A 21,109-nucleotide genomic window follows, 5' to 3' on the forward strand; every position below is an offset into this window, starting at 1 on the left:
ACACACGAACAGAATCACACATGACGGTCATATGTGTACCTAGTCTGACATTGCACTCGCGCACCCTGTCCACAGCGTTTGCGCACCTGTCCCGCTTCGGCTACTGGGAAGGACGGCCCACGCCATGCCCGCAGACCTCGCCGTCATCGGACTCGGCCCCTACGGCTTGCCGCTCGCCCAGGCCGCCGTCGCCGCTGGCATCCCCACCATCGGTTACGCCACCGGCCCCGAGGCGGGCTCGCTCAGCCCCGCCGAGCTGCGCCGGATGCACGCCGCGGGCTTCCGGCCCGGCACCGACCCGGCCCAGCTCGGCCGGGTGCGCACCGCGGTGATCTGCGCGCCGACCCCGCGCGGCGCCGACGGCGGACTCGACCTCGGCCAGGTGGAGGCGGCCACCCGCGCCCTCGCCCAGCAGCTGCGCCCGCACACCACCGTCATCCTGGAGTCGCCGGTGCTGCCCGGCACCACCGAGGACTTCCTCCGCCCCCTGCTGGAGGAGGGCTCGGGGCTGCGGGCCGGCCGCGACTTCCACCTCGCCTACTCGCCCAGCCGGGTCGACCCCGGCAACCGCGACCACGTCCCCGCGAGCACCCCCAAGGTCATCGGCGGCCTCACCCCCACCTGCACCGAGTCGGCCGCCGCCTTCTACGGCCGGCTCACCGACAAGGTGGTACGCGCGCGTGGACTGCGCGAGGCGGAGACCGTGCAGCTACTGGAGACCAACTTCCGGCACGTCAACATCGCGCTGGTCAACGAGATGGCCGTGCTCTGCCATGAGCTGGGCGTCGATCTGTGGGATGTGATCCGGTGCGCCGAGACCAAGCCCTTCGGCTTCCAGGCGTTCCGCCCCGGGCCCGGCGTCGGCGGGCACGGCGTCCCACAGGACCTGACCGGACACGCCACCCGCACCCTGCGGATGGTGGAGCTGGCCCAGCAGGTCAACAGCCGGATGCCCCGGTACGTGGTCCAGCGCGCGGCCACCCTCCTCAACGAGCACGGCAAGTCCGCCCGCGGCGCGCGGGTGCTGCTCCTCGGCGTCACCTACAAGCCCGACCTCGCCGACCTGCAGGGCACACCGGCCCAGGAGATCGCGATCCGGCTGATGGAGCTGGGCGCCGCCGTCAGCTACCACGACCCCTTCGTGGCCTCCTGGAACGTCCTGGACCGCCCGGTCCCCCGCGCGGACTCGCTCTACGAGACCGCCGCCGACGCCGACCTGACGATCCTGCTCCAGCAGCACCGCACGTACGACCTGCAGGGCCTGTCGGTGAAGGCGCAGCTGCTGCTGGACACGCGCGGAGCCACCCCGACGGGAGCGGCGCACCGGCTCTGAGCCCGGTCACGAACGGAAAACGGCCGGGAGCGTTGTCGTGCCCGGCTGTTAGTCTCCCCCGGACTCGCCGCGCACACGTGTACGGCGAGCGCACACGCGCGTGCACGCGCGTTTCCGTTTCCGTCCTTTCAGTCGTGCTCCATATCGGGGGGATTTCTGTCATGAGCCAGTCAGCTCCACCGCCTCAGCCTTCGCAGCCCGGTCCGGTCGAGGGCAACCCGTACGCGCAGCAGGCCCCGGCCGGCGCGCCGTACCCGCCGCAGCCGGGGGCTCCCCAGCCGGGCGCGTTCGCCCCGCCGGCGCCGCCCGCGCCCGGCCGCAGCAACTTCGTCCTGGGCCTGGTCGCCGCGGTCGTCGCGGCCGCGGCCGCCGCCGCGCTCTACGGCGTCATCATCGGCGCCACCAAGCACGAGATCGGCTACGCGGCCGTCGGCGTCGGCTTCGTCGTCGGCGTCGCGGCGGGCAAGGCGGGCGGCCGCAACCCCGTCCTTCCGATCGCCGCCGTCGTCCTGTCCCTGGCCGCCGTCTACCTCGGCCAGCTGGTGGGCGAGGCGATGATCGGCGCCAAGGCGAGCGGCCTGGGCTTCTCCACGGTCTTCTTCGACCACTTCGACATCGTCCAGAAGGCCTGGAAGGAAGAGGCCGACCCGCTGACCTTCGTCTTCTTCGCCATCGCCGGTTTCGCCGCGTTCTCCGGCACCAAGAAGGCCGCCGCGTAACGCCTTCCCGCAAGGGAACAGGGCCCGGCCACCTCGTCGGTGGCCGGGCCCTGTACGTCGTGTGTGCGTCAGCGGCGGTGCTGGCTGTCCGCGACGGTCACCTCGACCCGCTGGAACTCCTTCAGCTCGCTGTAGCCGGTGGTGGCCATCGCGCGGCGCAGGGCGCCGAAGAGGTTCATGGAGCCGTCGGGAGTGTGGGACGGGCCGGTGAGGACCTCCTCGATGGTGCCGACCGTGCCCAGGTCGACCTTCTGGCCGCGGGGCAGTTCCTCGTTGACCGCTTCCATGCCCCAGTGGTGGCCCTTGCCGGGCGCGTCCGTGGCGCGGGCGAGCGGGGAGCCCATCATCACCGCGTCGGCGCCGCAGGCGATCGCCTTGGGCAGGTCGCCGGACCAGCCGACGCCGCCGTCCGCGATCACGTGCACGTACCGGCCGCCGGACTCGTCCATGTAGTCGCGGCGGGCCGCGGCCACGTCGGCGACGGCCGTGGCCATCGGGACCTGGATGCCCAGCACGTTGCGTGTGGTGTGCGCGGCGCCGCCGCCGAAGCCCACGAGCACGCCCGCGGCGCCCGTGCGCATCAGGTGCAGGGCCGCCGTGTAGGTGGCGCAGCCGCCGACGATCACCGGGACGTCCAGCTCGTAGATGAACTGCTTCAGGTTCAGCGGCTCGTGCGAGGACGAGACGTGCTCCGCCGAGACCGTCGTACCGCGGATGACGAAGATGTCCACGCCCGCGTCCACGACCGCCTTGGAGAACTGGGCGGTGCGCTGCGGCGAGAGCGCGGCCGCCGTGACCACGCCGGAGTCGCGCACCTCCTTGATGCGGGCGCCGATCAGCTCTTCCTTGATCGGCGCCGCGTAGATCTCCTGCAGACGGCGGGTCGCCCGCTCGGCGGGCAGGCCGGCGATCTCGTCCAGCAGCGGCTGCGGGTCCTCGTACCGCGTCCACAGGCCCTCGAGGTTGAGGACGCCCAGGCCGCCCAGCTCGCCGATGCGGATCGCGGTGGCCGGGGAGACGACGGAGTCCATGGGGGCGGCCAGGAAGGGCAGCTCGAAGCGGTAGGCGTCGATCTGCCAGGCGATCGAGACCTCCTTCGGGTCCCGCGTACGGCGGCTGGGGACGACGGCGATGTCGTCGAAGGCGTACGCCCGGCGGCCGCGCTTGCCGCGCCCGATCTCGATCTCAGTCACGTCTCTAGGCCTTTCCCTATGCGTTGCAGCGCCTTCCAGTATCGCCGACGGGTACGGCAGAAGCCCGCCGCGGGGACGACAACGGCGGCCCCGGGGGTTCCGGAGCCGCCGTTGATGTCCGTCACGCGCGCGTGGGGACGCCGTTTCAGCCCTTGGTGCTGTAGTTCGGCGCCTCGACCGTCATCTGGATGTCGTGCGGGTGGCTCTCCTTCAGGCCCGCGGAGGTGATCCGCACGAACCGGCCCTTGGACTCCATCTCCTCGATGGTGGCGGCGCCGACGTAGCCCATGGTCTGGCGCAGGCCGCCGACGAGCTGGTGCAGGACGTTGGCGAGCGGGCCGCGGTAGGGCACCTGCCCCTCGACGCCCTCGGGCACGAGCTTCTCGTCGGCGGTCACGTCGGCCTGGAAGTAGCGGTCCTTGGAGTACGACCTGCCCTGCCCGCGGGACTGCATGGCACCCAGCGAGCCCATGCCGCGGTACGACTTGAACTGCTTGCCGTTGATGAAGAGCAGCTCGCCCGGGGACTCCTCGCAGCCGGCGAGGAGGCTGCCCAGCATCACCGTGTCGGCGCCGGCGGCGAGCGCCTTGCCGATGTCACCGGAGTACTGCAGGCCGCCGTCGCCGATCAGCGGGATGCCGGCCGGACGGGCCGCGAGGGACGCCTCGTAGATGGCGGTGACCTGGGGGACGCCGATGCCGGCGACCACTCGGGTGGTGCAGATGGAGCCCGGGCCCACGCCCACCTTGATGCCGTCCACACCGGCGTCGATCAGCGCCTGGGCGCCGTCGCGGGTGGCGACGTTGCCGCCGACCACGTCGACGTTCACGCTCGACTTGATCTTCGACATCCAGCTCAGGGCATTGCTGTTGTGGCCGTGCGAGGTGTCGACGACCAGGAAGTCCACACCGGCCTCGGCGAGCGCCTGGGCGCGCTCCAGCGCCTCCGGGCTCGCGCCGACCGCGGCACCGACCAGCAGCCGGCCCTCGGCGTCCTTCGCGGCGTTGGGGTACTTCTCGGCCTTGACGAAGTCCTTGACGGTGATCAGGCCCTTGAGGACGCCCTCGTCGTCGACCAGCGGCAGCTTCTCGATCTTGTGCCGGCGCAGCAGCTCCATGGCCTCCGGGCCGGAGATGCCGACCTTGCCGGTGACCAGCGGCATCGGGGTCATGACCTCGTGCACGCGGCGGGTGCGGTCGCTCTCGAAGGCCATGTCGCGGTTGGTCACGATGCCGAGCAGCTTGCCGGCCGGGTCGGTGACCGGAACGCCGCTGATGCGGAACTTCGCGCACAGGGCGTCCGCCTCGGCGAGCGTCGCCTCCGGGTGCACCGTGATCGGGTCGGTGACCATGCCGGACTCCGACCGCTTCACCAGGTCGACCTGGTTGACCTGGTCCTCGACGGAGAGGTTGCGGTGCAGCACGCCGACGCCGCCGAGCCGGGCCATAGCGATCGCCATGCGGGACTCGGTCACCTTGTCCATCGCCGCCGACAGCAGCGGGATGTTCACCCGGACGTTGCGGGAGATGCGGGACGAGGTGTCGACCGCGTTGGGGAGCACCTCGGATGCGCCCGGCAGCAGCAGCACGTCGTCGTAGGTCAGCCCGAGTGTCGCGAATTTACCGGGCACTCCGTCGACGTTGGCAGTCATGACACCTTCCCCAAAATGGCCTTGATCGGTGCGGATGTCCATGCTAACGGGAAGCATCGCTAGCAAATTCCACGGTACGGGGTGACTTCAGGCTTCGTATGTTCGTACGGAAGCGGAAGCGTGCCTGCTCAACAGAGGGACCGGCAGGGGCTTCGTACCAGGGCGTTACTGCTCGGCGAGCGCGCGCAGGCGACTCAGTGCCCGGTGCTGGGCGACCCGGACCGCGCCGGGTGACATTCCCAACATCTGCCCCGTCTCCTCCGCGGTCAAGCCCACGGCGATCCGCAGCAGAAGCAGTTCGCGCTGGTTCTCGGGCAGGTTGGCCAGCAGCTTCTTGGCCCACTCGGCGTCGCTGCTGAGCAGGGCGCGCTCCTCGGGGCCGAGGGAGTCGTCGGGCCGTTCCGGCATCTCGTCGGAGGGCACCGCCGTCGAACCCGGGTGGCGCATGGCGGCCCGCTGCAGGTCGGCGACCTTGTGGGAGGCGATGGCGAAGACGAACGCCTCGAAGGGGCGGCCGGTGTCGCGATAGCGGGGCAGCGCGAGCAGGACCGCGACGCAGACCTCCTGGGCGAGGTCCTCGACGAAGTGACGCGCGTCGCCGGGCAGCCGGGACAGCCGGGTGCGGCAGTAACGCAGCGCCAGCGGGTGGACATGGGCGAGCAGATCGTGCGTGGCCTGCTCGTCACCGTCGACGGCGCGATGGACGAGCGCACCGATCGCCCCATGGGCCGTGCCCGCCTCGTCGTCGCGCATCGGTCCATGGTGCCTTGTGGCCGTCGGGTCCGTCGCATTGTGCTCGTGGTTGTGCACCGAAGCGTTATGAGCAGGTGCGCCGGCACTCATCTCCTGCGCCCTCCCCTTCCGCTCGACCGACTCGTCCCCGAGAGACTCCACATCTCAAGGATGCGGCATCCGCGCCGAAACGAGCAGCGCGCGTCCGGCGGGCCGACGTGTGCACCGCCCGCCGCGGCGCCACCCGGACTCGTACGCCCGGGGCGCGGACCGCCCGGCCGTGTGCGTCCCGCGCCTCGCCGCGCGGCGCCGACCACGGCTGTTCATGAAGTGGATCTCCGTCCGCACGGCCGGCCGCACGGCGGGCCGACCGCCTGCCGCGCGGCTCCTCGGGTGTGACCGGGTCCACCCCGCGAGGGCCCGTCACGACCGCCCCGCGGGGGCGATCGTCCACCCGGCGCACCGGCGCCAGGACAGGTGCGGGCGCCAGGTCCGGGCACGCCCGTACGGCAGCGGAGCCGCAGGGCACTTCCGCGCACGCGCGCGGCAGCTCTGCGCACGCGCACGACAGTTCCGCGCACGCGTGCATGCCGCCGGGGCACCGGTACGGCCGGGGACCGACGGCTTCGACCCCGGTGCCCATGGCTTCGACCCCGGTACGACGGCTACGACCGCCGTACCGACGGCGCCGCCGAAGAGCGCGCTGGTCCGGGCCCGCGCGGGGCCGGGGCACGGCGCACCGGCGCCTGGGCCCGGCACGGTGCCGTACGTGCGTCGCCTTCGGGTCGGCGGTCGGCCCGGGGGGCTGCCCGAAAGGGCCGGTGAGACATCCCGCTGCTGCCAGGGGAGGCGGACACGCGTCCGGCTCCGGGTGTGCTTCCCGGCGCCGGGCGGGCCCCGCCTGCCCCGCGGGGCTGGGCACTGTCTACCGGACCAGTCCCCAGCGGAAGCCGAGCGCCACCGCGTGGGCCCGGTCCGAGGCGCCGAGCTTCTTGAACAGGCGCCGCGCGTGCGTCTTGACGGTGTCCTCGGACAGGAAGAGCTCGCGACCGATCTCGGCGTTGGACCGGCCGTGGCTCATGCCCTCCAGGACCTGGATCTCGCGCGCGGTGAGCGTGGGCGCTGCGCCCATCTCGGCCGAGCGGAGCCGGCGCGGGGCGAGGCGCCACGTCGGGTCGGCGAGGGCCTGCGTCACCGTGGCGCGCAGCTCCGCGCGCGAGGCGTCCTTGTGCAGGTAGCCCCGGGCGCCGGCGGCGACCGCGAGGGCCACGCCGTCGAGGTCCTCGGCGACGGTGAGCATGATGATGCGCGCGCCGGGGTCCGCGGACAGCAGGCGGCGCACGGTTTCCACGCCTCCCAGGCCGGGCATGCGCACGTCCATCAGGATGAGGTCGGAGCGGTCGGCGCCCCAGCGGCGGAGGACTTCCTCGCCGTTGGCCGCCGTCGTCACGCGCTCGACACCGGGCACGGTCGCGACCGCGCGGCGGAGCGCTTCTCGGGCAAGCGGGGAGTCGTCGCAGACGAGGACGGATGTCATGACCGCCCTCCGCAGCTGATGCGCGTCACCTTGAGCCTCCAGGCTGGTACGGAATCGTCACCTGTGCGGTCGACCGCCTCGGACGCCTGCCCGAGCGCTTGTGTTTTCAACCGCCTCCGCACTCTCAACGACGGTCACTCGAAAGAGTTACGGGGCTACGTGCCGTCTTCGGCACTCTACGTGAGGGGGCCGACACGGTGCAGACACGCACAACAGACCCTCAACTTTTCATCACAACTATGCCCCGTTCGGCCCTTTTTCTTCCCGTTTTGCGGTGTCTGAGGCTAGATTCGCAATGAGTCATATTTTCATCTCCTTAGACCGGAGATGTACGGTCGATGGCACCGTATCCGCTCAGAACGGCTACAAGGGGTCACGTAATGGCAGATTTCTCCCGCCTTCCCGGACCGAACGCGGACCTGTGGGACTGGCAGCTGCTGGCTGCCTGCCGCGGCGTGGACAGCTCGCTCTTCTTCCACCCCGAGGGCGAGCGCGGGGCGGCTCGGAGCGCTCGCGAGAACTCGGCCAAGGAGGTCTGCATGAGGTGCCCTGTCCGCGCGGAGTGCGCGGCGCACGCACTGGCGGTACGCGAGCCGTACGGCGTGTGGGGCGGCCTGACCGAGGACGAGCGTGAGGAGTTGATGGGGCGCGCGCGCAACCGTCTGGTGACGGCCTCGGCCGCCGGCGCGGATACCACCCCGAACCAATGAAGGAACGTTTCTGCACGCACCTTCCCCCGGGTGCGCCATATCCCTCCCCCAGGGCACGCCGCGTCGCCACGCGCGTGCCCTTGATTCTGCCGCCGCCCGGCGGCCCCGGCTCCCGGCCGGACGACCGCGGCCCGGCCGCGCGGCCCCCCTCCGCCTGCTAGCCGCGCCCCGCCGGCCCCGCCGCCCGGGCCAGCTGTTCCAGAGTCGCCCCAACGGCCGGCACCTGGGCCAGGTCGGGCAGGGTGAGGGCGACGATCTCGCGCCGGACCGCCGGTTCCAGCCGTACCGTGCGCACGCCTCTGGGCCGTACCGACTCCACCGCCAGCTGGGGCAGCACGGCGACCCCCAGGCCCGCGCCGACCAGGCCGACCACCGCGGGATAGTCGTCGGTGGCGAAGTCGATGCGCGGGGTGAAACCGGCCCCCTCGCAGACCTCGACCAGCTGGCCGCGGCAGCGCGGGCAGCCCGCGATCCAGGGCTCCTGGGCCAGCTCGCCGATGGCGACGCTCTCCGCGCGCGCGAGCCGGTGCCGCTCGGGCACCAGCGCCACCAGGCGGTCCATCAGCAGGCGCCGTACGACCAGGTCGTCCCAGTCCTCGGCGACCGCCGCCCCCTCGTAGCGGAAGGCCAGGGCCAGGTCGCAGTCGCCCTCGCGGAGCAGCTCCACCGACCTCGGAGGCTCGGCCTCCTCCAGGGAGACGCGGGTGCCGGGGTGGGCGGCGCGCAGGGCGGCCAGGGCGGTGGGGACCAGGGTGGAACTGCCGCTGGGGAAGGACACCAGCCGGACCCGGCCGGCGCGCAGGCCCGCGATGGCCGCGACCTCCTCCTCGGCCGCGGTGAGCCCCGCGAGGATGCCGGAGGCGTGCCTGACCAGGGCCTCCCCGGCCTGGGTCAGCCGCATCTCGCGGCCGCTGCGGACCAGCAGCGGGGTGCCGACCGAGGTCTCCAGGGCCTTCATCTGCTGGCTGACGGCGGGCTGGGTGCAGCCCAGCTCGCGCCCCGCCGCCGAGAAGGAACCGGTGGCGGCGACGGCGCGCAGGACACGGAGATGACGGGCCTCGATCACCCCTTGAGCATAAGGGCAGCTTGGGGATGATGCGCGATATTCGCTCGACGCTTTGAGGCGCTGTCCCGTACCGTGCGGTCATGAAGCTCCTCTCGGTCAATCTGGGCCGTCCGCAGCCGGTGCCGTACACGGACCAGGCGGACGGTGTGACAGGCATCGGCAAGAAGCCCGCCGACGGGCCGGTGCGGGTGGCGGCGCCGGGTCCCAAGGGCGTCGGCGCGAGCGGGCTGGCCGGTGACGCGGTGTGCGACCTGCGGCATCACGGCGGGGACGAGCAGGCGGTGTACGCCTTCGCGCGCGAGGACCTGGACGAGTGGGAGCGCGAACTCGGCCGGCCCTTGGCCAACGGCTGCTTCGGGGAGAACCTGACGACGGACGGGCTGGACGTCTCCGGGGCGCTGATCGGCGAGCGCTGGCGGATCGGCTCCGGGTTGGTCCTGGAGGTGACCTCGGGCCGGATCCCGTGCCGTACGTTCCAGGGCCATCTGGGCGAACGGGGCTGGGTCAGGAGGTTCACACAGAAGGGCGCAACCGGTGCCTACCTCCGGGTGATCGAACCGGGTGAGATACGGGCGGGCGATCCGATCGAGATCGTGCACCGGCCGCACCACGGCGTGACGGCGGCGCTGCAGTTCCGCGCGGTCACCACCGAGCGGGAGCTGCTGCCGCGACTCCTCGCGGCGGGCGACGCGCTGCACTCCGAGTCGCTGAAGCGGGCGCGCAAGTACGTGGCGGAGCAGGCGGGCTGATCAGCCGTCACCCGGACCGGACGGCGAACCGGCTGGACGGGAGGGGGCGGCCGGGAGGTGGTCGGCCGCAAGACGGTCGCCCGGAAGACCGCCCCTGAGAAGACCGCCCCCGGGAAGACTGGGAGCCGGAAGGCACCACCGGGCAGGCAGGCGGGTGGTCGGGAGACTTGATGCCGGGGGTGTCCACCGTACGGGTACGACCCTGCGGGGGCCGGGCTCACAGGGATACTTCGGCCGTCGCCCGGCACGCGCGGCGGCCGTCGGCCGGGACACGCGGCGGCGTCGGCCGGGACGCGCGGCGGCGTCGGCCGGGATGCGCGGCGGTCAACTCCCGTGGCCGAGGAGAGCGGACGCGGGCGCTCCGGGTCAATACCCTTGGGCCATGACAACGGCTCTGATTACGGGATCGACCGCGGGGATCGGTGCCGCGTTCGCGCGGCGGCTGGCGGCTGACGGGCACGACCTCGTGCTGGTGGCACGGGACACCAGGAGGTTGCGCGAACAGGCGACCGAACTGCACGACCGGCACGGCATCGAGGTGGAGGTGCTGACCGCCGACCTGTCCGAGGACAAGGGCATCGAGACGGTGGCCGACCGCCTCGGCGACCGGAGGAACCCGGTCGACCTGCTGGTCAACAACGCCGGCTTCGGCAACAAGGGCCGCTATCTGGAGGTCCCCATGGCCGACGAGCTCAGGATGCTCAAGGTGCACTGCGAGGCGGTGCTCCGGCTGACCTCGGCGGCGACCGAGGCGATGCGCGAGCGGGGCCGGGGCGGAGTCGTCAACGTCGCCTCCGTGGCCGCCTTCGTCCCCCGGGGTACCTACGGCGCCTCGAAGGCCTGGGTCGTGCAGTTCACGCAGGGCGCGGCCAAGGACCTGGCCGGCAGCGGCGTCCGCCTGATGGCCCTGTGCCCCGGCTTCGTGCGCACCGAGTTCCACCAGCGGGCCGGGATGGGCACGGACAACATCCCCGGCTGGATGTGGCTGGACGCCGACAAGCTGGTCGCGGCGGCCCTGTCCGACCTGGCCCGCGGCAAGTCCCTGTCGATCCCCGACCCCCGCTACAAGGCGCTGATGGGCCTGGTGAAGGTCACCCCGCGGGGGCTGCTGGGCGGAGTCACGTCGAGGACGGGGCGGAAGTACGGGCCTCAGTAGGCTCCCGGCCGGCAACACGGGCAGGGCGGACACCCGTCCTTCGGCGTGCCCGCATGCCCCTGCGTCGGCCGGGCGCGACCACGGCCAACTCCTGCAGCCGGCTGGCCAGTTCGCGCGGCGTGACGCGACGGACCCGGTCAAGGCGGGCCGGGCGTGGCGGCGGCGCCGGTGGCGCGGTCGTGATCGCCGGTGACGGCGACCGGCCCCGTCCCGCTCCCCCGTCCCCCTCCCCGTGCCGGGGAGACCCCAGCGGGACGTAGGTGGCGTACAAGAATAAAATAGGCGTGACGTTCTCTGCCGGCCTGGGAGGCGGCGTCATGACCTTCGTACAGCTCATCGAGTGCAGGACGAGCCGGCTGGACGAGATGAACCGGCTCATGGACGACTGGGTCGCCCAGACCAAGGGGAAACGGACGGCGCGGCACGCGCTGGTCGGCAAGGACCGGTCGGACGCGTCCCACATCGTCGAAGTGGTGGAGTTCCCGTCGTACGACGAGGCGGTGCGGAACTCGAACCTCCCGGAGACCGACAGGATCTTCCAGGAGATGGTCGCGCTGTGCGAAGAGACGCCGACGTTCACCGACCTGGACGTCGTACGGGACGAGCGGCTGGCCGAGGACACCGTGCGGCGGTTCTACGAGACGCTCGCGACCCCGGGTGAACTGCCGCCGCTCAACGACCTGCTGGACGAGGACATCCACAGCCACGATCCGGTGAACCCGCAGGACACCATCGGCCTGGACAACGTCCGCGCGGAGTACCGGATGTGGCGCGGCGCCTTCGACTTCAGGTTCACGCTCGAGGACGTGCTCACCCAGGACGACCGGGCCTGCGCACGCTGGACCTGGAACGCCACGCACAGGGGCGACTTCCTGGGGATCCCGCCGACCGGACGGAAGGTCACCATGACCGGGACGACGCTGTTCCGCTTCGGCGCCCACGGCAAGATCGCCGAGACCTGGTGGCAGGAGGACCAGCTGGGACTGCTGCAACAGCTGGGCGCGCTGGACGAGTTGGAGCGGTAGCCGGCCGGGCAGGCCGTAGGGGCTTTTCCGTCGGGCAGGTCGAAGAGGGAGCTGTCGGGGCGGTACGGACGGCGGCAGGCTGAGGGCATCGAGAGCGGTTCCCGCACGAGCGGCTCTCAAGTCCCTCACTTGTGCTCCGCCCTATCGTCCTACTGTCCAAGGAGACTTCCCATGGCGCTCACTGCCGACCGGCCGGCCCAGAGCGGTACGGCCGCCGTCCCCGCCGGCCGCGGCGACCTCGCGGTGCGCTCACGCCTCGCGGCGTTCAACGCCTTCCTGCTCAGCGGGCTCACCCTCTGGCTCGGCCTGGTGACGCTGAACAACCTCAACGACTTCGGCACCAACAAGGCACTGATCACCCGGATGCTGACCATGGTCGACCTGGTCCACGACCCGGTGCGCGGCAACGGCCTGGAGTGGCGGGCGCTGCCGGCGTCGATGGCGACCCCGACCCTGATCGGCGTCATCGTCTACGAGATCCTCACCGTCGCCCTGCTGGCCCGGGCCGCGGTGCTGCAGTGGCGCCGTGCGCGCGGCCTGCGCACCGGCATCGCCGCGACCCAGCAGACCAACCTGGCGCTCGGCGCCTTCATCGGCCTCTTCCTGCTCTTCCTGTGCGGTGGCATGTGGTTCGGCTACTGGATCTACATCGGCGCCGCTCAGCAGGTCCACTTCACCGGCCTGATCATCGGCCTGCTCGCCACGCTCCTGGTCAACCTCCCCTCGGTGACCGGAGCGCAGAAGGAGCAGTGAGCCGTCCGGTGAGCAGCGCCCCGTCGGCGGCCCATCCGATACTCCCCCTTCCCCAAAAGGGGTATCGGAAGGGCCGCCGATGGGGCATGTGTGCGTGGTCCGGGCTTCATTAGTGTCCCCGCCATGGGGGAATACACCGCACAGATCAGTGGCTCGTACACGATCACCGCGCCGCGTCCGCTCACGACGCCGCTCCGCCCGGTCGCCGGGCGCTCTTTGCCGGGCGGCGGCGAAGGCGCCCGCGGACACGGCGCCCGGGCATACCACGGCGGCCTTTTCCGCCGGTTCCAGCCCTTCCCGCGCTCTTTCCCGCTCTTCTTCGAAGAGGCGCGGCCGAGCGTGCAGGTCATCTTCCTGATGCGTTTTCTGGCCGGCGCGCTGGTCTCCGCCGGCGGGTTCTCCGCACTCGGCGCACCGATGGCCGAGGCGGCGGCCGCCTGGGTACTGGCGACCCTGTTCACCTACGGCATCAACGGCGTCTGCGACGTCCGCGAGGACCGGGTCAACAGGACGGGACGGCCCATCGCCCGCGGCGCGCTGCCGGCCCGCACCGCGGCGGTGTGGACCTGGCTGTGCGCGGCCGGTTCGGTGGTGTTGACGCTGCTCAGCGGCAGCACCCTGCTGACCGGGTACGACCTGCTGTTCCTGCTGCTCGGATACGCCTACTCGGCGGCACCGTTCCAGCTGAAGCGGTCCGCCGCGGGCACCTCCGGCTCCGTACTGCTGATGGGTCTGCTGACCTACGCGGCGGGCTGGACGGCCGCCGGCCGGACGCTGCCCTCCGGGCCGGCGCTCGCCGTGGCCGTCGCGATGTCGCTGTGGATGGCCGCCGTGGGCGCGGTCACCAAGGACTTCTCGCACGTCACCGGGGACGCGGCGGCCGGCCGGCGCACCTCCGTGACCGCCTGGGGCGACGGGACCGCACGGCTCGCCGGTGCGTTCGGCGCGCTGCTCGTGGCCGCGGGCTTCGCGGCGGTCGCGGTCCGGTGGCCGGCGCTCCTGGGGCCGGCGGCGTCCGTACTGGCCGGCGGGGCGGTCACGGTGGCGGTCCTGTGCGGGACGACACGCGGCAACGCGGCGCGCGGGCGCACGCCCTACCGCGCCTTCATGGTGACGCAGCACCTGGTCCACCTGGCGCTGTTCGCCGCGCTGGCCTGGACGGCACGCTGACCCGGCGCCGCCCCACCGGCGCCCCACCGTTCCGGCCCGGTGCGGCCGCGCCCTCCCGGGGCGCCGCCGCACCGGGCCGTAGAGCGCTGTGCGGGGCGAGGCCGCGGCGCGTACGACGAGCGACTGCCCCTGCACCCCGCGTGTTCCCGCATCACGCGTGTTCCCGCACCACGCCCGTCCCCGCACCATGCGGCCGCCGGCACCCCACAGCGCGACGCCCGAACCGCCCAGCACCGGCACCGCCCAGCACCCGAACCGCCCAGCACCCGAACAGCACCGCACACCCACGGCCGGCGCACCGTCCGGCAGCGGCCCGGCCCTGACAGGCCCGGACAGGCCCGGACCGGAGCGGACAGGCCCGGACCGGAGCGGACGGCATGCTCGCCCGCCGCCCGGTCCGGGCGATCCCCGCACCGGCGGGAGCCGCCCCGCTCAGAAACCCCGGTGCGGGCCCGGGCCGAAGGCGCTGTCGGAGCGGCGGACCGGGGCGGGGATCAGGCGGCGTTCGACCGCTTTGTTGACGGCGTCGATCCGGGAGACCGCGTCGAGTTTGGCGAAAACGTTGCGCAGATGGCGCTTGATGGTGCCCTCGGCGATGCCCAGGCGGGCCGCGACCTGACGGTTGCTCATGGCCTGGGCCACGAGCGCGAGGACTTCGGTCTCCCGCTCGGAGAGCACCTCCGCGCCGCCGCCCGGGACCGGGTCGGGGCGCAGACTCGCGGGGGACACGGACACCGTGACGGTCTGCCCGCCGGCTCCGTCACGGTCGCGGACGGCGGACACCAGCGTCTCGCGGCCGGTGCTCTTGTGCAGGTAGCCGCGCACGCCCAGGCGCAGCAACTCCTGTACCAGCGGCTGACCGTCGTACATGCTGAGCACGATGATGCGCAGCCCGGGGTCGCGCTCCAGCAGACGGCGGACGGTCACGGGCGGGTCGTTGCGGGGCATCTCGACGTCGAGCAGTACGACGTCGGGGCGGTGCTCGGCGGCCAGCCGTACCGCGTCCTCGCCGTTGCCCGCCTGGGCCACCACCTCGAAGTCCGGCTCGGCGCGCAGCAGGTCGCACAGGGCCTCGCGCAGCAGGGTGTGGTCGTCCGCGACGAGGATGCGGACGGTGTCCCCGCGCCGCGCGCCGGGTGCGGCGGTCATGTGCTCGCTCACCGGGTCACCTGGCCTTCCGTGATGGGTATCCAGATGGTGACGTGGGTGCCGCCGCCCCGGGCGGAGGAGATGTGGAGGCGGCCGCCCACCAGTTCGGCGCGTTCCTGGAGTCCGGCCAGGCCGTTGGCGCTGCCGCCGGTGCGGACCTCGTCGACGTCGAAGCCGAGGCCGTCGTCGATGATCTCCGTCTGGATCTCGTGCGGTGCGATGTCGATGTGGACGACGATGTTGCCCGCGTCGGCGTGCCGGAAGGCGTTGCGCAGGCACTCGCGCACCATGAGGAACAGTTCCTCGGACACGGGCTGCGGAATCCATTCGTCCAGGCCGCGCACCCACACCTGTACGGGCGCCACGGAGTCGCCCATCGAGGCGACGAACTGGTTGATGGCCGCCTCCAGGCAGCCGGAGACGGAGGGCCGGCGCAGTTCGGTGACGAGTTCCCGGGTGCGGGCGAGGGTCTCCAGGATGGCGGCCCGGGCGGATCGCACCGCCTTGGACACCTCGGCCCCTTTTCGGCTCAACTCCAGTTCGTGCAGCTCGAGTTGGCGCATGGCCAGGCTGAGGGAGTTGCCGAGCTGGTCGTGGATCTCCCGGGCGAGTTTGCGATGCCCCTGCTCGTGCACCTCGCGGACCCGGCCGAGCATGAACGAGTCGTACGCGATCGAGCCGACCTCCAGGCGGCGGCCGATGCCCTGCTGCAGGGCCCGGACGGCCGGGGCGTATCCGGCGACCCGCTCGGGCACGCTCTCCCCGGCGTGCTCGATGCTCTGGAGCAGGTAGTCCAGCACCGTGTCGAAAAGGATGACGCCGGCGCGCACCGAGTGCGTGAGGTGGATGCTCTGCTGGACGCGGATCCCGCCCAGGTCCATCACCTCGGCGATCTGGCTGTCGGTGACCTTGGTACGGCCCAGCGCGAGGCTCTCGGCGCAGTCGGCGAAGATCCGCCGGGCCTGAAGTTCGCACTGCTGCCACGCCTCCGCGGAGCCGACGAGCGGGCTGCTGATGACACGTAAGCGCTCGGCATAGGCGGCTATGGCCGCGCCCTCGTACGACCGGAAGCGCTGCGCGCAGAGACCGCCGGCATCGATACCGGACGGGCTTGCCGTGGAATCCCCCAAGACGTTCCCCTCCCCCCTACGGACCGGGAGTCGGACCCCCGGTAGCCGGGGTGCAGGGTAAGCCGATTCAACGGCCAGAAGTAACCGGTGGCCGAAAAAACGCGTGTGACATCGCTGTAAAACACTGATTGATTGAAATTCGAAAGACTCTTCAGGGAGGCACGGCGAGGGCGGAAAAAGCAACGGAAACAGGCCTGGCGAACAAAAGTCGCCAGGCCTGTCCGGTTACCGCGGCCCGGGGGATTGACCGCGGGCTCGGGGGCCGGCCGAACAACGGCCGGGATCGGCGGTGCGGGGTTCAGCGGTGCGGGGTTCAGCGGTGTCGGGGAGTGGTGCGGCGGCCGAGGACCGCGGCGCGGACCTTCAGCAGGGCGGGGACGAGGCCGTAGACGACGATCGGCACGACCAGCCCGGTCACGGTCAGGTTGCGCAGCAGCAGCGGCAGGTGGACGACGTACGGACCGGCCAGGAGCTGTACGACGGTGAGGGCCGAGAACACCGACAGCCAGGTGAACAGGAACCGGGTGTGGATCGAGGGCAGCCCGGCCGGCGCCGGTGCCGGGGTGGAGGCCTGGGCCGGGGCGGCGGGAGCGGACGCGGCGGTCGAGGTCTCGGCGGGGCGGTGAGCGACGGTGGTCATGGCGGATTCCAATCCTGTCGGCACGGATCTCGATGGCTTGCTCTGCGGTGGCCGGAGCGGGGGCCGTTTGCCGGGCCGCCGGGCGCTCCGGGTGGTGCGGGTGGAGCGGGTGATGCAGGTGGCGCATGTGGTGCTGAGTCCTGGGGCCGGGGCGGTGTGTGCTCCGCCCTCGGCGACATCACCAGTGAACCAACCAACCAGTTGGATGTCAACCACCTAGTTGGTTGGCAAGGAGCGGCCGGCGTCCTACGCTGGGGTCATGACCAGGGACCCGAACACCACCAAAGAGCGGCTCCTCAGCGCCGCGACCGAGGAATTCGCAGCTCACGGCATCGCCGGCGCGCGAGTCGACCGCATCGCGGCGAGCGCCGGGGTCAACAAGGAGCGCATCTACGGCTACTTCGGCAACAAGCAGAAGCTCTTCGACGCGGTCGTCGGCCGCGCCCTCGACGAGCTGGCCGAGGCGGTGCCGCTCAAGGGAGGGGACGATCCCGCCGAGTACGTGGGCCGGGTCTACGACTTCCATCGCGACAACCCCGTGCTGGTACGCCTCCTGCTCTGGGAGGGCCTGCACTACCGGGACGAGGTGCTGCCGGGCGAGGGGCAGCGGCGGGCGCACTACGAGGAGAAGATCGCCGCACTGGGCGAGAGCCTCGGGCTGGGCGAGGCCCTGGGCGACGAGGAGACCGCCGCGGTCGTGGCGCGCGTGTTGCTGAGCCTGATCGGCCTCGCGGTCTGGCCGGCCGCGGTGCCGCAGATGTCCCGGCTGATCCTCGGCACGGCCGGGTCACAGCCGGATCTGCGCGAACACGTGGTGGAGTTCGCCCGCCACGCCCTCGAGGCCCGAACCCCGGCGCCGGCCTGAGCCACGAACGCCGTTCCGGTGACCCGGACCCCCACGACCGGCTGACACAAGGCCGACGCGCCCCTCCCGGGGCCCGGACACCCACGGCAACCGACCGAGGCACAGCCTGCACTCCCTGGGCCCGGACACCCACGGCAGGCTGAGCCACGGCAGCCGACCGAGGCACAGCCCGCACTCCCGGGGCCCGGACACCCACGGCAGGCTGAGCCACGGCCGGCACTCCCGTCGCGGTCCCCCCGGCCCCCGCTCGCAGCCGCGCGACCGCCCATCCACCGCGCCGCTCCACCCAGACCCGCATCCCGGCAACCGACCGAGGCACAGCCCGCACTCCCGGGGGCCGGACACCCACCGCAGGCTGAGCCACGGCCGGCACTCCCGTCACGGCCCCCCGACCCCGGCCCCCACTCGCAGCCGCACAACCACCCATCCGCCGCACCCGCTCCACCCAGACCCGCACCCCGGCAACCGACTCGATCCTCACCGCGAGCCGGCACCCCGCCACACCACCCGCCCCCACGGCCCCGTCCGCCCAGCGACCGCCCCGAACCCTCGCGAGTCGCCGATCGCCGTCATGCCTGGGCGGGCGCGCCAGTGGCCCACCGCGAGCGCGCTCCGCACACGGGCACACGACCACGCCCAGCCGCCCCACCCCACCGGCCCGCACCGCCCCGATCACGCCCGGCCGCCCCACCACAGGCCCCCACCACCCCGATCACGCCCAGCCGCCCCACCCCACAGGCGCCCACCGCCCCGATCACGCCCGGCCGCCCCGCCACAGGTCTCCGCACCGGGTGCCCACCGGCGGTTGCTGTACGAGTTTCTGGCGTCGGCCGGCGCGGGTCGGCGTCGGTGGCAGGCGGCTCGTGGGCACGCGGGCGGCTCCAGGCGGTCGGCCCGGGGGTCTGCCGGGTTCTGCCGGCGAGGTACCGCGCTACCACTTTCGGTCCGTGGCCACCCCGTCTTGGAGGCAGTGGGCGCCCATCGGCGGCCGGGCGGCTCTAGCGTTCCGGGCATGGAAGTACCCGCGGTCAACCACAGGACCCCTGGAGGTACGGTCACCATGTCACCGCGCCGTACTGCCCTCGCGGCAGTGCTCTCCGAGCCCCTGAACGTCATCCTGTCCGTCCACGACGACCTGCAGCGCTACGGCCTCGAAGGCATGCTGCGTCCGCTCCGCGGCGTGGCCGCCTGCCACGCCTTCGCCGATCTCACGTCCGCCGTGGACGCGGTCTCCGACGCGGCGACCGACCTGCTCATCGTTGCTCCCCGGGGCACCGACCTGGACCCCGACTCCGTACTGCACCGCGTGGTCGCCTACGGCGTGCGGGTGCTGCTGCTCCTGCCCGACCTGGACTCGGTGGACCTGGCCCGCGTGGCCTCGCTGCCCGGCGTGTCCCTGCTGTGCTCGGGCGGCCTCCAGGTCGAGGACCTGCACGAGGTGCTGACCGTGATGCGCGACGGCGACGTGCACATCCCCGCCTCGCTCACCCGCGACCTGCTCCAGCTCGCCGGCCGCGGCGCGCGGCCCGTTCCGGTGACGCCCCGTCTGACGCCGCGCGAGCGCGAGGCCCTGACGCATCTCGTGGAGGGCCTGAGCAACAAGCAGATCGCCCGCCGGCTGCACATCTCGGAGCACGGGGTGAAGCGCCTCGTCGCGAACATCCTCGCCAAGCTGAACTGCCCCAACCGCACGCTGGCGACCGTCCGCGCGATACGCGACGGACTGTGCGCCCCGCCGGCCCCGCACCAGGCCGAGCGACCGGCCCCGCAGCACCACGACCGCCCGGCCCCGCGTCCTGCCGAACTCCCCGTACGCGGCGGCGTGCTTCCCCTCCCGGCGGCCGCCGACCCGGTGTCCGCCCCGACCCTCACGAACGGCTGGTGAGCCCCGCCATGAGCAGCACGCGCCACGACCGCGCCGCGTTCTTCGACGTCGACGAGACGCTGGTCAACGTCAAGAGCATGTTCGACTTCCTGCGTTTCTGGATGGCCCGGCAGGGCGACGACGGCAGCGGCCACGAGGCGGTCATGGCCCAGGTGCGCCAGGCCGCGGCCTCCGGGGTGCCCCGCACGGAGATCAACCGCGCCTACTACCGCCGTTTCGCCGGTGAGCGGTACGACGACCTGCTGGCGGCCGGACGCGCGTGGTGGGAGGAGTACCGGTGCGGGCCGACGGCCGTGGTCGTGGCCGCCTGGGCCGCCGCCACCCGGCACCGCACCGCGGGCGACCTGGTGGTGCTGGTCTCGGGCTCCTTCCGGGGCCTGCTGGAGCCGCTGGCCGAGGATCTCGGCGCCCACCGGATCCTGTGCTCCGAGCCCGTGGTCGGCGCGGACGGGCTGCTGACCGGGGAGGTCGTACGGCCGATGATCGGCTCGAACAAGGCCGCGGCGGTACGGGAGAGCGTCGCGGAACTCGGGCTCGACGCCGCCGGCTGCTTCTGCTACGGCGACCACTCCAGCGACCTGGACATGCTGGGCGCCGTCGGCAACCCGGTGGTGGTCGGCGCCGACCGGGTGCTGCTGGAACGCGCCCAGGCCCTCGACTGGCCGGTGCTGTCGGCGGCCCCCGGCCGCCTGCCGAGCCCGGCCGTCCCGCCCGCTCTGCTGCTCGCAGCGGCAGAGGGGCACTGAGCGGCAAGGCACTGGGCGGAGGGGTGCGGAGCACCGCGGGAGCGCGGGCCGGCCGGTCTCACCGGCCGCGCCGTACCGCGATCGCCGTCAGGACGATCCCGTCGCGGACCGACCAGTGGCCGGTCAGCCAGCCGATCCGCGTGCCGTCCACGACCGGCCCCGGCACCAGCAGCCGTGCCGTGTACGTGCCGGCGTCCGGATCGAAGGTCAGCCGGGCGTCCCGGAAGCCGAGCCAGCGCCGCGCGAGCGGATACCAGGCCTTGTAGACGGTCTCCTTGGCACTGAACAGCACCGTCGCCCAGTGGACGTGGGGATGTGTGCGGGCCAGTTCGCGCAGGTGCGCGCGCTCCTCGGCGACCGTGACGTACTCCACGACCTCGGCGGGCAGCGGCTCGTGGCGCTCGGCGTCGATGCCGACGGAGTGGTAGTCGCGGCTGCGGGAGACGGCCGCCGCCCGGTAGCCGTCGCAGTGGGTCATGCTGCCGGTCACCCCGGCGGGCCACCGCGGTTCGCCCTTGGCCCCGGAACCCACCGGGGCCGGCGGCAGACCCAGCGCGGCCATGGCGCTGCGGGCGCAGCCGCGGGTGGTGACGAACTCGCGCCGGCGGTATTCCACCGCTTGTTCCAGATATGCCTCCTCCTCCGGGAAAACCGGGGAGTCGAGCAGGTCGGCGGTGGTGTCGGCGCCGGCGACGACGGGCGGCAGTATCTGCTGGATCACGACTTCTCCTGGGATGAAAGGCGCCGCGGAAAAGGCGCACCGAAGCCCGCCGTGTGCGGCGGGCCACTGCCATCCCAGGACAAGGTCACGGCAGTGCTTCGCTGCCCCGATCGTGCCTCGCCCGATGCCTCTTCCGCTACATGGCCGTACGGCCACCCCCACCCCTGGCCATGCGGACA

Annotated in this window: 20 protein-coding genes; 11 read left to right on the forward strand and 9 right to left on the reverse strand. The window is 72.4% G+C overall.

All coding sequences use genetic code 11. The features are described from left to right. Positions 1-124 precede the first annotated feature (124 nt). A complete protein-coding gene (locus tag ABB07_RS15295) occupies positions 125-1,333 on the forward strand; it encodes a nucleotide sugar dehydrogenase (RefSeq protein WP_208899244.1) in 1,209 nt (402 codons plus the stop codon). Positions 1,334-1,494: 161 nt separating this feature from the next. Next, positions 1,495-2,052, forward strand: coding sequence for a hypothetical protein (locus tag ABB07_RS15300; RefSeq protein ID WP_208899245.1), 558 nt, complete (start codon positions 1,495-1,497; stop codon positions 2,050-2,052). A gap of 68 nt (positions 2,053-2,120) precedes the next feature. On the opposite strand, the gene ABB07_RS15305 is transcribed toward ABB07_RS15300, so the two are convergent. From ABB07_RS15305 to ABB07_RS15320, 4 genes are all read right to left on the reverse strand, one after another. After that, the gene (locus ABB07_RS15305; protein ID WP_208899246.1) at positions 2,121-3,245 is read right to left on the reverse strand and encodes a GuaB3 family IMP dehydrogenase-related protein; all 1,125 of its coding nucleotides are present in this window, start codon (positions 3,243-3,245) and stop codon (positions 2,121-2,123) included. A 145-nt stretch (positions 3,246-3,390) separates the two neighbouring features. Continuing rightward, positions 3,391-4,896 (reverse strand): IMP dehydrogenase, encoded by a 1,506-nt coding sequence (guaB, locus tag ABB07_RS15310; protein WP_208899247.1) that lies wholly within the window; start codon positions 4,894-4,896, stop codon positions 3,391-3,393. 165 nt (positions 4,897-5,061) lie between these two features. Then, positions 5,062-5,649: a sigma-70 family RNA polymerase sigma factor gene (locus ABB07_RS15315; protein WP_030641278.1), complete on the reverse strand. Its 588-nt coding sequence runs from the start codon at positions 5,647-5,649 to the stop codon at positions 5,062-5,064. A 904-nt stretch (positions 5,650-6,553) separates the two neighbouring features. Continuing rightward, a complete protein-coding gene (locus ABB07_RS15320; RefSeq protein ID WP_003948568.1) occupies positions 6,554-7,165 on the reverse strand; it encodes a response regulator transcription factor in 612 nt (203 codons plus the stop codon). 380 nt (positions 7,166-7,545) lie between these two features. On the opposite strand from ABB07_RS15320, the gene ABB07_RS15325 reads away from it, so the two are divergent. Beyond that, complete coding sequence (locus ABB07_RS15325; protein ID WP_208899248.1) at positions 7,546-7,875, forward strand: WhiB family transcriptional regulator; 330 nt, start codon at positions 7,546-7,548, stop codon at positions 7,873-7,875. Positions 7,876-8,032: 157 nt separating this feature from the next. Here ABB07_RS15325 and ABB07_RS15330 read toward each other — a convergent pair whose 3' ends face one another. After that, entirely contained in the window at positions 8,033-8,941 is a 909-nt protein-coding gene (locus tag ABB07_RS15330) for a LysR family transcriptional regulator (protein WP_208899249.1), read from the reverse strand. Positions 8,942-9,021: 80 nt separating this feature from the next. Here ABB07_RS15330 and ABB07_RS15335 point away from each other — a divergent pair, with 80 nt between their 5' ends. The 5 genes from ABB07_RS15335 (at position 9,022) to ABB07_RS15355 (ending at position 13,794) form a co-directional block, all read left to right on the forward strand. Then, positions 9,022-9,690: an MOSC domain-containing protein gene (locus ABB07_RS15335; protein WP_208899250.1), complete on the forward strand. Its 669-nt coding sequence runs from the start codon at positions 9,022-9,024 to the stop codon at positions 9,688-9,690. 382 nt (positions 9,691-10,072) lie between these two features. Beyond that, on the forward strand, positions 10,073-10,846 hold the full coding sequence (locus ABB07_RS15340; protein WP_208899251.1) for an SDR family NAD(P)-dependent oxidoreductase: 774 nt from the start codon (positions 10,073-10,075) through the stop codon (positions 10,844-10,846). A 317-nt stretch (positions 10,847-11,163) separates the two neighbouring features. Beyond that, on the forward strand, positions 11,164-11,871 hold the full coding sequence (locus tag ABB07_RS15345; protein ID WP_208899252.1) for an ester cyclase: 708 nt from the start codon (positions 11,164-11,166) through the stop codon (positions 11,869-11,871). A 171-nt stretch (positions 11,872-12,042) separates the two neighbouring features. Next, the gene (locus ABB07_RS15350; protein WP_208899253.1) at positions 12,043-12,624 is read left to right on the forward strand and encodes a DUF2165 family protein; all 582 of its coding nucleotides are present in this window, start codon (positions 12,043-12,045) and stop codon (positions 12,622-12,624) included. Positions 12,625-12,747: 123 nt separating this feature from the next. Further along, positions 12,748-13,794, forward strand: coding sequence for a UbiA family prenyltransferase (locus ABB07_RS15355; RefSeq protein ID WP_244189372.1), 1,047 nt, complete (start codon positions 12,748-12,750; stop codon positions 13,792-13,794). Between the two features lie 432 nt (positions 13,795-14,226). Here the strand turns inward: ABB07_RS15355 and ABB07_RS15360 are convergent, their stop codons facing one another. From ABB07_RS15360 to ABB07_RS15370, 3 genes are all read right to left on the reverse strand, one after another. Next, a complete protein-coding gene (locus ABB07_RS15360) occupies positions 14,227-14,943 on the reverse strand; it encodes a response regulator (RefSeq protein WP_208903459.1) in 717 nt (238 codons plus the stop codon). Between the two features lie 8 nt (positions 14,944-14,951). Continuing rightward, the gene (locus tag ABB07_RS41990; RefSeq protein WP_425264726.1) at positions 14,952-15,599 is read right to left on the reverse strand and encodes a sensor histidine kinase; all 648 of its coding nucleotides are present in this window, start codon (positions 15,597-15,599) and stop codon (positions 14,952-14,954) included. Between the two features lie 787 nt (positions 15,600-16,386). After that, positions 16,387-16,713, reverse strand: coding sequence for a putative antibiotic biosynthesis monooxygenase (locus ABB07_RS15370; protein WP_208899255.1), 327 nt, complete (start codon positions 16,711-16,713; stop codon positions 16,387-16,389). A 259-nt stretch (positions 16,714-16,972) separates the two neighbouring features. On the opposite strand from ABB07_RS15370, the gene ABB07_RS15375 reads away from it, so the two are divergent. From ABB07_RS15375 to ABB07_RS15385, 3 genes are all read left to right on the forward strand, one after another. Beyond that, a complete protein-coding gene (locus ABB07_RS15375; protein WP_208899256.1) occupies positions 16,973-17,578 on the forward strand; it encodes a TetR/AcrR family transcriptional regulator in 606 nt (201 codons plus the stop codon). A gap of 1,012 nt (positions 17,579-18,590) precedes the next feature. Further along, positions 18,591-19,463, forward strand: coding sequence for a helix-turn-helix transcriptional regulator (locus ABB07_RS15380; protein ID WP_244189373.1), 873 nt, complete (start codon positions 18,591-18,593; stop codon positions 19,461-19,463). Positions 19,464-19,471: 8 nt separating this feature from the next. Beyond that, the gene (locus ABB07_RS15385) at positions 19,472-20,209 is read left to right on the forward strand and encodes an HAD family hydrolase (RefSeq protein WP_208899257.1); all 738 of its coding nucleotides are present in this window, start codon (positions 19,472-19,474) and stop codon (positions 20,207-20,209) included. Positions 20,210-20,267: 58 nt separating this feature from the next. Here the strand turns inward: ABB07_RS15385 and ABB07_RS15390 are convergent, their stop codons facing one another. Then, complete coding sequence (locus ABB07_RS15390; RefSeq protein WP_208899258.1) at positions 20,268-20,930, reverse strand: 4'-phosphopantetheinyl transferase family protein; 663 nt, start codon at positions 20,928-20,930, stop codon at positions 20,268-20,270. Positions 20,931-21,109: the final 179 nt, after the last annotated feature.

This window comes from Streptomyces incarnatus (assembly GCF_001027185.1).
GTDB lineage: Bacteria > Actinomycetota > Actinomycetes > Streptomycetales > Streptomycetaceae > Streptomyces > Streptomyces puniciscabiei.